This window comes from Ruoffia sp. FAM 20857 (genome assembly GCF_045528645.1).
Taxonomy (GTDB): domain Bacteria; phylum Bacillota; class Bacilli; order Lactobacillales; family Aerococcaceae; genus Ruoffia; species Ruoffia halotolerans.
This window is the reverse complement of the sequence record NZ_JBGQRB010000002.1, coordinates 24,883-37,885: the sequence shown is the minus strand read 5'-3', so window position 1 is coordinate 37,885 and position 13,003 is coordinate 24,883. Positions and strand designations below refer to the sequence as shown.

The following is a 13,003-nucleotide window of genomic DNA, read 5'->3' as shown; positions in this document are numbered from 1 at the left end:
TGGCAACAAACTTACTAGTTAACTCTATGTTACCATGTGAGAAAAAATATTGAAAATACAAAATATAATTTTTCGTTAAGTACAAAAAATATATCGTACAATTATTGGTATGAAAGGATATATACTTTTAAATTTGACCTGGAGTATGGGATAATAAAGAAAAAGCAAAGGAGCCGTATAATATGACTAAAGAGGCCTTAATAATTGTAGATATGAGTTATGATTTTGTTGCTGATGACGGAGGATTGACTGTAGGGAAGCCAGGTCAAGAAATTGTACCTTATATCAGAAACTTAGCGGATGATTTTTTAAGCGCTAACAAACAAGTTGTAGTTGCGATGGATGCTCACGAACCAAATGATCCTCACTTTGACCTGTGGCCAGTGCATAATGTGGTAAATACACCGGGACAGGAATTGTATGGAGAGTTAAAAGATTGGTTCCAGGCGAATCAAGAACATAAGAATGTTCATTACTTTCCTAAACAAAATTATAATTCATTTTTTGAAACGGAATTAGCAGAAACCTTGCGTAATTTAGATGTTGATACGGTACATGTAGTCGGAGTTACGACTGATATTTGTGTATTCCAAACAATTGGAGGAGCAGATGCTGAAGGCTTTAAAACACTGACACATCGCCGCGGTGTAGCAACATTCACTGATTTAGGCGAAGTGATGCTAGAGCATATGACACGTTGCTTTCATACAGAAGTTATTGACTAGGGTAAGGAAGGGAGACATATACAATGCTTGAACGAGAAAGAATGGGAAATTTTTTACTGGAATTACGTCGGGACAAAGGATTGTCGACCACTGAAGTGGCAGAAGCAATTAATGTGAGTGAAGAAGATTTAGCCAAATGGGAAGATGGTAGTAAATTACCAGAGATGGACCAAGTTCAGCCAGTAGCAGATTTCTATGGCGTCACAGTCAATGAATTATTACGTGGCGAACGTTATTCACTCGATGAATCAGCACCTTCAGAACATGATGTCACTCAAAACGTCTTAGAGTATGCGAATAATAATATGAGTGAACAGTTTAAACACACTCGAAGGGAGTGGTTAATCGCGATTACCGGAGTCTTAGCATTTGTTATCGTGGCATGTTTAATCATTGATTTTCTTAGTGTTAGCACGATTACTTGGTCAGGTATTGCATCGGTTTCAATAGTTTTTGCTTGGGGAATTATACTTCCTTTATTCTTCCGTTTAACCACCCCAATCATGTCTAGTTTAATCGCTTTTAGTGTGTTGATTATTCCATATTTATTCTTATTAAACTTAGTGATCAGTGCGAATAATATACTGGTGAATGTAGCTATTCCAATTACTCTCGTCTCTCTAATCTATCTTTGGGCGTTATACTTTATTTATAAAAGAATGCATCTTTCTTCATGGCGTTTCTTAGCAGTTGCAGCCTTTGGTTTAGTACCGGTTGTGATTATAATTAATTTAGTCATCAGTATGCAGTTTAATATCCCATTATTTACCGTTTGGAATGTCTTAGGCGTGTTAATATTAATCGGTATAGGCGTTGGTTTAGTTTATTTTGAAAGAGAAAAAATGAAAAAAGAGTCTGACGAATCAATTGGAGACACCTCATCTGAGATTAAATAATTTTGAACTAAAAAAGGGCTGATGACAAAAAATGAAATGTCATCAACCCTATTTTTGTGTCTTCTAAAAGACGCAGATATTCGTTATATTTAAAGTACCATCCAAAAACATAAGGAGAATATCTACGCAGGAACCATATTACACGAAAAACTTTGAAATTTTAAGCCTCAACTATATGAAGGTTGCAGGGGACAAAGAAGAGCCTGCGAACATGATGTCCGCAGGCTCTTTTTCTAATGGTTATTTATATACAAGATTAACTACGTTTTCTACGGTAAAGTAGAAGTCCACCAACGGCTAGTAAACCGATAGCAACAACAGTAATAATCATTGTATTACTTTCACCAGTTGTTGGTAAGATGTCGTCATCTTGGTCTACAATGACGTTTCCATCGTCATCCGATTCATCATCTGACTCATCTGAACCATTTGATTCGTCGTCAGATTCATCATCGCTAGATTCGTCAGAACTTTCTGATCCGTCAGATTCGTCGCTAGATTCATCACTTGATTCGTCACTTGACTCATCAGAACTCTCAGAACCGCCACCACCATTTTCATCCGATTCGATCAATCTAAATGCACCGTATATTGCAGAACTACTACCTAGATTTTCGTCGTTTAATTCAATTGTATAAACGTCATCTTCATCAGTAGCGACTGCATATTGATCTGTCGTATCATTGATTTTAGAGACTGTACCTGCTGGTGTGTCTAAAGTGATTATATAAGTACCTTCAGGCAACTCTTCGTCTGTTAACCATTGTAAGTATTCATTATATGAACCAGTAAACTCGTCACCATCATTATTTGTTACAGTAACTCCCACTTCATCAGTACGACGATCGTCTAATCCACGAACTTCCACACCTAAAGTAAATGTATCAGGGTTTGGAACTGGTACTTCGACAAGGCTAACTGCACCGTATATTGCTGAGCTACTACCAAGATTTTCGTCGTTTAATTCAATTGTATAAACATCGTCTTCATCAGTAGCGACTGCATATTGATCTGTCGTATCATTGATTTCAGAGACTGTACCTACTGGTGTGTCTAAACTGATTATATAAGTACCTTCAGGCAATTCATCATCTGTTAACCACTGTAAGTATTCATTATACGACCCAGTAAACTCGTCACCATCATTATTTGTTACAGTCACTCCGACTTCGTCAGTCCGTTGATCGTTTAATCCACGCACTTCCACACCTAAAGTAAATGTATCAGGGTTTGGAACTGGTGCTTCGACAAGTCTAAATGCACCGTATACCGCAGAACTACTACCAAGATTTTCGTCGTTTAATTCAATTGTATAAACGTCATCTTCATCAGTAGCGACTGCATATTGGTTTGTCGTGTCATTAATTTCAGAGACAGTACCTTCTGGCGTGTCTAAAGTAATTGTATAATTACCTTCAGATAATTCTTCACTCGTTAACCATTGTAAGTACTCGTTATACTCACCTTCAAATACAACACCATCAGCATCCGTCACAGTAATTCCAGCTTCATCGGATCTAGTACCGTCTAATCCACGCACTTCCACACCTAATTGGTATGTTTCAGCTGGAGCTTCAACTAGATTAAATGCGCCATATACTGCAGAACTACTACCTAAATTATCTTCGTTTAATTCTATTGTATAAACATCATCTTCATCAGTAGCGACTGCATATTGGTTTGTCGTATCATTAATTTCAGAGACAGTACCTGCCGGCGTGTCTAAAGTGATTGTATAAGTACCTTCAGTTAATTCTTCACTCGTTAACCATTGTAAGTACTCGTTATACTCACCTTCAAATACAACACCATCAGCATCCGTCACAGTAATTCCTGCTTCATCGGATCTAGTACCGTCTAATCCACGCACTTCCACACCTAATTGGTATGTTTCAGCCGGAGCTTCGACTAAGTTAAACGCGCCGTAAATGGCTGAGCTACTACCTAAGTTCTCTTCGTTTAAAATGATATTATAAACATTAGTCTCATCAGCAGGGATTGCAAATTGATTCGTAGTATCATTGATAGTTGAAACAGTACCTTCTGGAGTATCTAAAGTGATTGTATACTGACCAGCAAGTAATCCTTCAGTTGTTAGCCATTGTAGATACTCATTATAAACACCTTCAAATGTAACGCCATCAACATCAGCAACAGTAATTCCTACTTCATCAGTTCTAGTACCATCTAATCCACGCACTTCTACACCTAATTGGTATATTTCAGCCGGAGCTTCGACTAAGTTAAACGCGCCGTAAATGGCTGAGCTACTACTTAAGTTCTCTTCGTTTAAAATGATATTATAAACATTAGTCTCATCAGCAGGGATTGCAAATTGATTCGTAGTATCATTGATAGTTGAAACAGTATCTTCTGGAGTATCTAAAGTGATTGTATACTGACCAGCAAGTAATCCTTCAGTTGTTAGCCATTGTAGATACTCATTATAAGCACCTTCAAATGTAACGCCATCAACATCAGCAACAGTAATTCCTACTTCATCGGTTCTAGTACCGTCTAATCCACGCACTTCCACACCTAATTGGTATGTTTCAGCCGGAGCTTCGACTAAATTAAATGCAGCATAAATGGCTGAGCTACTACCTAAATTATCTTCACTTAAGAAAAGTGAATAAACATTCGGGGTATCCGTCTCCATCGCATATTGATCAGTGCTTAAGTTAAGTTCAGTTGAGAAACCTTCCGGTGGTGTCAATGTAATAAAGTACTCACCTTCAGGTAATTCATCATTAGTTAACCATTGTAGATATTCGTTGTAAGTTCCATCATAGTACATTTCATTGGCATCCCAAACGGTAATTCCAACATCGCTTGTACGTCTTCCATCTAATCCACGCACTTCAGCGCCTAATCGGAATGTTTGTTCAACAGGAGCGGTTTCAATTAATTCAAATGCGCCATATACAGAAGTTAAGTTTCCTAAAGTTTCTTCATTCAATTCAATTGTATAAAGATTTGGTGTTTCTGTTGGAACAGCTGATTGATTTGTAGTTGTACTAATTTGACTCATTGTTCCTTCTGGAGTTGTCAATTCAATGTAATACAACCCTTCAGGTAATTCATTCGTTGTTAACCATTGTGCATATTCATTATATCCACCTTCGTATACCGTACTATTTTCATCATATACAGTAATTCCAACATCGCTTGTACGAGTACCATCTAAACCACGGACTTCTGCTCCGACGCGGTAAGTTTCACTAACCGTTTCGTTAACGAGCTCGAATGCACCGTATACAGCGGATAAGCCATCTAGGTTTTCTTCATTTACATCGATTGAGTATACATTTGGTGTCTCTGTAGCTACAGCAAATTGTGGAGCCGTGTTATTAATTTGACTCGTTGTTCCTTCAGGGGGTGTCAATTCAATATAATATTGACCTTCTGGTAAAGAACTACCTGTTAACCATTGAGAGTTTTCATTGTAACCACCATCATAAATATCACCTTCTTCATCGGTTAAACTAATACCAACCTGTTCAGTACGAGTGCCTTCTATATTGCGGACTTCAACGCCAACGGGATAAGTTGCTTCTTGCTGTTGTTGAACTGACTCAGATTCAGGCGGAACACTTTCCGTTTGAGCTAGGGCTAAGGGGGTAACTTGAGTTGCGACCAAAAGACTTGTGAGGGCCATAGAAATTGCATAACGTAAGCGTTTACTTTTCATAAAGAACTCCTCCTTGTTTATAACTATATTATAACACTCATACAATTAAATATAAAACTTTGTAAAAAATCAGTCAATAAAACTACAATAAATCAATGAAAAATCATTAAATATTCAAAGATTAGAAAGTAAGAAAGTTTTGATAAATCCTTCGAAAGCACTTCAGTAGGACGGTAGCTGATATTCTGATACACTTGTCAAAGATATTATTAAAGGGAGTGTAAGTAAAATGAACTGGATCACATTAAACAATAATAAGCAGATTCCAATTATCGGAAGCGGTACAAACACATTTGGTAAAGTAAATAATGACTATTCAGCGGACATTAATTTTGATACAACTGAATTACAATCAGCAATTACTAATGGATACAGACATTTCGATACGGCTATTTCTTATCGCAATGAAGCAGTAATTGGAAAAGCTATCACAGAATCAGATGTTCCTCGTGAAGAATTTTTTATAACTTCAAAATTACCTGGTAAACCAGAGTATACGAAAGATGAAGCAACAATTGATGAAGCTGTGAAATACTCTTTAGAGGCATTCCAAACAGATTATATTGATTTATATTTAATTCACCATCCTTGGGATAATGATGAAGAAATGGTTGCGACTTGGAAAGTGTTAGAGAAACATGCGAAAGCTGGCATTTTAAAATCTATCGGAGTATCGAACTTCTCTAAAGATCAATTACAATTAATATTAGATAATGCAACGATTAAACCGACAGTTAACCAAATTAAATCTCATCCTGGAGAATGGAATCATGATGTGATTGAATTTGGACGCGAACATGAGTTATTCGCAGAAGCGTGGTCACCTTTATCTGGTGTAAGTGATGCTAATCGGGAACGACTAAATGCTATCGGTGAAAAATACGGAAAATCTTGGGCACAAGTTGTCTTGAATTTCCAAATTGACCGCGAAGTCATTGTCATTCCAAAATCACACAACTTTGATCGTCAAAAATCAAACTTAGAAGTGTTCGATTTTGAATTAACTGAAGAAGAGAAGCAAGAAATTTACAACCTATAACAGCAAGCCACTTCTATTGAAAGAGGGAAGTGGTGTTTTTATATATACTTAAGGAGATATGAGATGTTATTTAAAGAAGATGCAACTTACTATGCAAAATTAATAAAAAGTGGTGAAACAACGGCGACAGAATTAGTGGAAAAAGCCATTCAAAATATTGAAGAGTGGAACGATACATTGAATGCCGTTGTACACAAGCAATATGAATTTGCACGGAGTATAGCTAATCGATTTGATCACTACTTTGAACAGTTAGACACCGGAAGCTATGGAGATTTACCCCCATTCTTCGGTGTCCCCATCCTATTAAAAGATTTAGGACAAAATCAAACAGGACAAAAATCAACAAGCGGAGCCCGTTTAATGGAACAATTTGAAGCGACACAAACAGACAATTTTACCAAGAGTATTGAATCTGCTGGCTTTATTGTTGTCGGTAGGACGAATGTTCCAGAATTTGGTTTTAAGAATGTCAGTGATTCTGAGTGGACAGGTCATGTAAATTCACCTTTAGATTTAAAACGAAACCCTGGAGGATCTAGTGGTGGAGGGGCGGCAGCATTGAAAGCAGGAATTGTTCCCATCGTCACGGCGAGTGATGGAGGAGGCTCTATTCGAATTCCTGCATCTTTTAGTGGTTTAATCGGTTTAAAAACAAGTCGTGGACGCATACCGGTTGGACCAAGCGATTACCGAAGCTGGCAAGGGGCGTCCGTGAATTTTGCATTGACTAAATCAGTTCGAGATACATGGACATTACTAAAATGGATGCAGTCCGAACAGTTTGAAGCCCCTTTTATATTACCGCGAATACCACATGAGTTACTAGTAGATTTAGAGCAACCACTTCGTATTGCATATTCAATGAATACACCAATCGGAGAACCAATGACAAAGGAAGCACAAAGTTTAATGCAAGAAACAATTCGTATATTAGAATCATTAGGACATACATTAGTTGAAGCAGAGCCTGAAATCGATGGTGTTAAAGCAATGCAAACGTACTATAATGTAAATGGTGTTGAGACTGCTTCGATGCTTAAAAGGTTTGAACAGGTATTAAACAGACCAATGACACAAGATGACATGGAATTAATGAGTTGGGCAATTTATCAGTTAGGTTTAAATATTAGCGGAGTAGAGTATTCTGAAGTTTTATCTTATTGGGATGACATAACCGCTGTATCTGAAGCCTTCTTCAAGGAATATGATTTACTGTTAATGCCAGCAACAAACGGACCAGCACCTCTACATACAGCTTTTGCTAAGGGGGATAAACTGTTGAATGACTTAAGGAATATTGAACAGTTTGATGTTCAGCAGCAACAACATCTAGTTTGGGAAATGTTTGCAGAAAGTTTAGCATGGACACCGTTTACTCAGCAAATGAATCTAACCGGTCAACCTGCAATTAGTTTACCAGTGCATAAACTAGATAATGGGTTACCGTTAGGTGCTCAATTTTCAACACGAAAAGGTGGAGAGTACTTACTACTTCAACTGTCTAAGCAATTAGAAGATGCTGGATACTTAGATACTTCAATTGTAGATACTTTATAATAAAAAACTAGGGCGGTCATTCCAGACCATCCTAGTTTTTTGTGATTAATTAACTTCGACGATAAGAGGTTCTTTTGTCACGTGGTTTAAAACTTCACAACCATCTTCAGTAACAACGACTAAATCTTCAATTCGAACACCGAATTTACCTGGTAAATAAACACCAGGTTCAATTGAGAATACCTGTCCTACCTTAGTTAATTCATCATTGTATTGTGATACATCACCAGCTTCATGCGCTTCTTGACCGATGAAATGTCCTAAACGGTGTGTAAAGTATTCACCGTAACCAGCATCGTTAATCACTTTACGTGCTGCTAAATCTATACTACTTAACGGAACACCAGGTTTAACCGCAGCTATTCCCGCTAGATTTGCTTGGCGAACAATATCATATACTTCCATAGCTTCTTCACTTGGTTCACCATAGAATACTGTTCGAGTCATATCTGAAGCATAACCTTTATACATCCCGCCAATATCAAGAACGACTGGGTCTCCAACGTTTGGTAATGAATCGTCGGTTGTGTGATGAGGATCGGCACCGTTTGGTCCGTAACCAACAATAGGCTCAAATGAAAATCCCGAATGACCGGATTCTTTATAGTACCGAGCTAATTCTTCAGCGTATTCAGCTTCTGTTTTACCAGTAGTTAAAGAGTCGATTAATTTTTCCATGACTTGATCATTTAACAGAGAAGCTTCACGCATGATATCAATTTCTCCATCTGATTTAATTGCTCGGATATCGTCTAAGATATAAGAAGCATTGGTTGGTTGTAAGTCTTTCTTGATACCCATTAATTCAAGTAAGAAGTGACTTGGCCATACTTTATCGATACTCGTTACACCATCCGTTAAGATTTCAGCAATTTGTTCCATAATCGCTTCGCCATCTTGATAATAAATGACTGAATAATCATCATTTTCATCAGCACGTGGGAATAAGTTATTTAGCACTAAATAATGTTTACCAGCTGCGGTAGCGATGAAAGCTAATAACCGTTCACCTGGTTGTGTATAATAACCGATTAAATAGCGAATACTGTATGTATCTGTAATAATCATGTTACTAATGTCATGTTTATTCATTCCTTTTACAAGTTGTTTTAATTTTTCCAAAAAATCCCTCCACTTAAAGATTTGATTGCGTTACAATATATTATAGAGTATACAATGCATTTTAAGTAGATGAAAGAATCAACTCACCCCCAAAATATTTTAGGAGTACGTGTATGAAACTAACTATTGAAACGAAGCGGCGCATCATTCGCTTCACGACAGTCATTGGTGTTATTATTACAATTGTCGGTTCAATCTACATTAGCCAATCCGAATATTTCCAACCAGACGGCGGCTTTTCTGATTTATTGAGGAGATTAGGCTTTATGGCGCCGATTATCTTTATTTTAGTTCAAATTAGTCAAATAGTTTACCCGATTATTCCTTTAGGACTGACCAATGTTATTGGGGATTTACTTTTTGGGCATCTGTGGGGATTTCTGTTCAATACTATGGGAATGATTATTGGTTCGTCGATTAACTTTGTGATTGGCGCGCGTTTCGGTCACGCAGTAATACGGGCTTTTATTTCAGACGATGATTATATAAAGTATATGGGAATTATGAATCATGGCCATCGTTTTAAACGCCTACTTCGGATTGGCTTTCTCGCGCCAATCTTCCCAGATGATATCTTTTGTATGATTGCTGGGGTGTCCAATATGCGGTTTAAACAGTTTATTGGGATGGTCATTGCCTATCGACCTGTATCGGTTTTTATTTATACGTATTTCACATCGAATTTTATCCAAGTTGTTTTTGATTATTTTAGTTAATAGAAGGTGAAGAACATTAAAAATATTATTATTAAACCTGTGAGATTTTACCAAAAATTTATCTCACCCGGACTTCCATCAAGTTGCCGTTATTACCCAACTTGTTCCAGTTATATGATTGAAGCCGTTGAAAAGCATGGCGCGGTGAAGGGGACGACGATGGGCGTGGCTCGAATTTGTCGCTGTCACCCATTTGCAGAAGGTGGCATTGATCACGTTCCGGAACACTTTACATTGAAGCGTCAGTATTTTCGAAAATACGGCGACCCACCACATCCAGAAGATTAACCTACTAGCAACAAATGCTCGTAGGTTTTTTAATTATTCTAAAATAAAAAAATGAAAACAGTTATTTTCTTCTATCTATATATGGAACTAATTATAGAAAGGGAGAAAATGATGTTACAGAAAAATTTATAACTTAAGCAACAAGAAGAGTGCTATTACCAAGAAGGTTTAACTCAAAAAGAAATGGATCAGTTTCAAGTCAATATGGATGGATTAAAGGAATTGCCCGTGATCAACAAAATTTACCGTTAGCTAATATCTCGCCAATCGCTTTAAAAGAACGAATTCTGAATGAATTTTAAATTGAAAAGCCTTACCCACCTATACCTAAATCGATGAAAGATATCAACCAAATGAAACGAGGTATAAAATGTGCTAGATGTCACAGTTTTGATATAACGCAAACAATGTATAAAGTTATCTGTAAGCAATGTGGCCATCATGAAGCCAAAAAGAAATCGGTCGTTCGTACTTTATGTGAATATGGAATGATTCGTTACAAAGAACCGCTCACTGTGAGTGAATGTGAAGTGTTTCTTGATGACCAAGTGAGTAAAAAGTATATCGCACGCACACTTAGTAAGTATTTAGGGGAAATGTATAGCGGAAGGTACGTAACCTATGCAAATAAAAATAGTTCTTTTGAATATGTGTTCGGGAATGTTGAGTTTCCGTTTAAAAATTCTAAAACAAAGTAATTTTAATACTGGTAAATTGGCTAACGGGACGGGTCATTGTAAGACGTGCCCCGTTAGCCGTCTAATTTCCCATGTCACCGCATGACGAGTCCCGATAACCCAACTACCCCCACCAATCCAATCCAAACACCACAACTTCCCCATCTCAGAAAATCATTTTAAATTTTCTGCTTCAAAATATTAAGTATGAAAGTTTGATATGCTATAATATCAGAGAGTGATTAGAAAGAAGGTGACAAGGTGTTAGATTTTATGGATCAGTTTATGGCGAATCAGCCAATAATTCGAATACTTGATATTTTATTAGTCTGGTATTTAATTTATCGCTTATTAATGTATGCTCGTGGAACTCAGATGATGAACCTTTTAAAAGGGGTAGGAATCTTCCTTATTGCCAAAAGTGCGAGTTCACTTGCAGGACTTCAGACAGTGGATTGGCTATTAGGGCAGGTACTATCTTGGGGTGTTGTTGCGATGATTATTCTATTCCAACCGGAACTGAGACGCGCACTTGAAATATTAGGTCGTGACTTGTTTAAGAACCGTAAGAGTAAGAATAATCCAAGTGAGAAGTTAATAAATGATATCGAGAAATCAGTCCAATATATGTCTAAAAGGAAAATTGGTGCCTTGATTTCAATTGAAGGTCAAGATGGCTTGGGGGATTATATTTCAACCGGGATACCACTTGACGCAGAAATAACAAATCAATTGTTAATTAACATATTCATCCCCAATACACCTTTACATGACGGAGCAGTGATTATTAGAGATTATCAAATCGCAGCCGCTTCATGTTATCTTCCACTATCAGACAGTACGTTAATACCAAAAGAGTTAGGAACGAGGCATCGTGCTGCCATTGGTTTAAGTGAAGTTTCTGATGCAGTAACAGTCATCGTATCAGAAGAAACTGGAGATATTAGTGTAGTAAAAGGTGATAAGATGAACCGCGCACTTGACCGAAATGAATTTAGAAACATACTTGAAGAATACTTGTTTGTAGATGAAGAGGATTCGAAAGATATATTGCAAGTCATTCGTGACTTTCTTAATGACAGTTTACAAAGAGGTGATAAATAATGAATAGAGGACTATTTGAGAATAAATGGGCCGTGAGACTCTTTTCTCTGATTATTGCCATTTTCTTGTACATTTTTGTCGCATCAGAGAACAATGCTTTCGTCTTTCAAAGTGCAGCAAACCAACAGTTTGCTAGTATTAACGTAACCGAAACAATTGATAATGTCCCGGTGACCGTTGGAGAGATACCAGAAAATACGTTCATTAGTGGCTTACCAGAATCAGTTCAAGTACGATTAACTGGACCACGTAATGTCATTAACCAAGTATTAGAAAAAGAAATTACTGTCCAAACGGAAGATTTAACAGATATCCCGTCTGGAACGCAACAGATCCAGTTTATCGTTTCTGATTTACCGGATACTGTCGATTACCAAGTTACACCATCGAGAAGATATGTTAAAATATCACAGTTGGAAGAAATTACGGCTGAAATTGAATATGAAATAGATCCGAACGCCATTCAGGACGGCTTTAATGTGGAAAGTGTGTCATTAAATCCTCAAGAAATACAATTAACTGGTGACGTCGAAACGATTCAACAAATTGACCGAGTTTATATTACGATTACCAATCCACAACCAGCCAATAGAAGCTTCAGTGGATCATATGTTTTACAAATCGTGAATGCCAATGGTGAAGTACTAGATGTGAATTCAAATGTCTCGGAAATCGAAGCAAAAGTTGAAGTAGTACAACCTCAAAGTGAAGTAGGTATGCATATCATCCCTTTTGGGGAAGACCAAGCGATGTATACGTATGAATATACGATTACTACGCCTCAGAGCTTGGTAATTCAAGGGAGTCAACCGAATGTTGACACAGTTGGCGTAGTTGCTGATGTCAGTGGTTTAACAGAATCAACAACCATCATGGGTGAATTACAAGTGCCTGAAGGTATGACTGTGATAAATGGTGGCGATGTCCAAATCGAAGTACGCATCACACCAATCGCTTCAAGTGAGAACGAGGAGCAAAGCTCTGAAGAAACCAATGAGACAAGCGAAGAAAATGAAGAAAATGAAGAAAATGAAGAAAATGAAGAAAATGAAGAAAGTAACGGACCCGAATCTGAGAATGGAGATGAAGGAAACACGACTGAAAGTAATGAGTCAGCCGTTGTAGAATCGCAAGATGTCGAGGACGAATCTGGAAATAACTAATAGGAAAAGTTAGGAGATTAAT

Annotated in this window: 12 protein-coding genes; 10 read left to right on the top strand and 2 right to left on the bottom strand. The window is 37.3% G+C overall.

Annotated elements, in window-relative coordinates:
* The first annotated feature begins 182 nt into the window (after window positions 1-182).
* Both ACEN4N_RS00770 and ACEN4N_RS00765 read left to right on the top strand, forming a co-directional pair.
* Complete coding sequence (locus ACEN4N_RS00770; RefSeq protein ID WP_218930996.1) at window positions 183-725, top strand: cysteine hydrolase family protein; 543 nt, start codon at window positions 183-185, stop codon at window positions 723-725.
* Window positions 726-748: 23 nt separating this feature from the next.
* Complete coding sequence (locus tag ACEN4N_RS00765) at window positions 749-1,621, top strand: helix-turn-helix domain-containing protein (RefSeq protein ID WP_407093500.1); 873 nt, start codon at window positions 749-751, stop codon at window positions 1,619-1,621.
* A gap of 256 nt (window positions 1,622-1,877) precedes the next feature.
* Here ACEN4N_RS00765 and ACEN4N_RS00760 read toward each other — a convergent pair whose 3' ends face one another.
* Window positions 1,878-5,312, bottom strand: a complete 3,435-nt coding sequence (locus ACEN4N_RS00760; protein WP_407093499.1) for an LPXTG cell wall anchor domain-containing protein — start codon at window positions 5,310-5,312, stop codon at window positions 1,878-1,880.
* Window positions 5,313-5,541: 229 nt separating this feature from the next.
* Between ACEN4N_RS00760 and ACEN4N_RS00755 the strand changes: the two genes are divergently transcribed.
* Together ACEN4N_RS00755 and ACEN4N_RS00750 are read left to right on the top strand one after the other, a co-directional pair.
* A complete protein-coding gene (locus ACEN4N_RS00755; RefSeq protein WP_407089629.1) occupies window positions 5,542-6,351 on the top strand; it encodes an aldo/keto reductase family protein in 810 nt (269 codons plus the stop codon).
* Between the two features lie 63 nt (window positions 6,352-6,414).
* Entirely contained in the window at window positions 6,415-7,911 is a 1,497-nt protein-coding gene (locus tag ACEN4N_RS00750; protein WP_407093498.1) for an amidase, read from the top strand.
* A 45-nt stretch (window positions 7,912-7,956) separates the two neighbouring features.
* Here the strand turns inward: ACEN4N_RS00750 and ACEN4N_RS00745 are convergent, their stop codons facing one another.
* Complete coding sequence (locus tag ACEN4N_RS00745; protein ID WP_407089627.1) at window positions 7,957-9,033, bottom strand: M24 family metallopeptidase; 1,077 nt, start codon at window positions 9,031-9,033, stop codon at window positions 7,957-7,959.
* Window positions 9,034-9,146: 113 nt separating this feature from the next.
* On the opposite strand from ACEN4N_RS00745, the gene ACEN4N_RS00740 reads away from it, so the two are divergent.
* The 6 genes from ACEN4N_RS00740 to ACEN4N_RS00715 all read left to right on the top strand — a co-directional run bounded on the left by ACEN4N_RS00740 (window position 9,147) and on the right by ACEN4N_RS00715 (window position 12,981).
* Window positions 9,147-9,749, top strand: a complete 603-nt coding sequence (locus ACEN4N_RS00740; protein ID WP_407089626.1) for a TVP38/TMEM64 family protein — start codon at window positions 9,147-9,149, stop codon at window positions 9,747-9,749.
* 15 nt (window positions 9,750-9,764) lie between these two features.
* Window positions 9,765-10,037 carry a membrane protein insertion efficiency factor YidD gene (yidD, locus tag ACEN4N_RS00735; RefSeq protein WP_138404757.1) on the top strand — a complete coding sequence of 91 codons (273 nt, stop codon included), beginning with the start codon at window positions 9,765-9,767 and terminating at the stop codon, window positions 10,035-10,037.
* Window positions 10,038-10,186: 149 nt separating this feature from the next.
* Window positions 10,187-10,339, top strand: coding sequence for a hypothetical protein (locus tag ACEN4N_RS00730; protein WP_407093497.1), 153 nt, complete (start codon window positions 10,187-10,189; stop codon window positions 10,337-10,339).
* Between the two features lie 33 nt (window positions 10,340-10,372).
* Window positions 10,373-10,735 (top strand): hypothetical protein, encoded by a 363-nt coding sequence (locus ACEN4N_RS00725; protein WP_407089625.1) that lies wholly within the window; start codon window positions 10,373-10,375, stop codon window positions 10,733-10,735.
* A gap of 252 nt (window positions 10,736-10,987) precedes the next feature.
* Window positions 10,988-11,818, top strand: coding sequence for a diadenylate cyclase CdaA (gene cdaA / locus ACEN4N_RS00720; RefSeq protein ID WP_338490249.1), 831 nt, complete (start codon window positions 10,988-10,990; stop codon window positions 11,816-11,818).
* Window positions 11,818-12,981, top strand: a complete 1,164-nt coding sequence (locus tag ACEN4N_RS00715) for a YbbR-like domain-containing protein (protein ID WP_407089624.1) — start codon at window positions 11,818-11,820, stop codon at window positions 12,979-12,981. Before cdaA ends, ACEN4N_RS00715 begins: the two co-directional genes overlap by 1 nt.
* Window positions 12,982-13,003 lie beyond the last annotated feature (22 nt).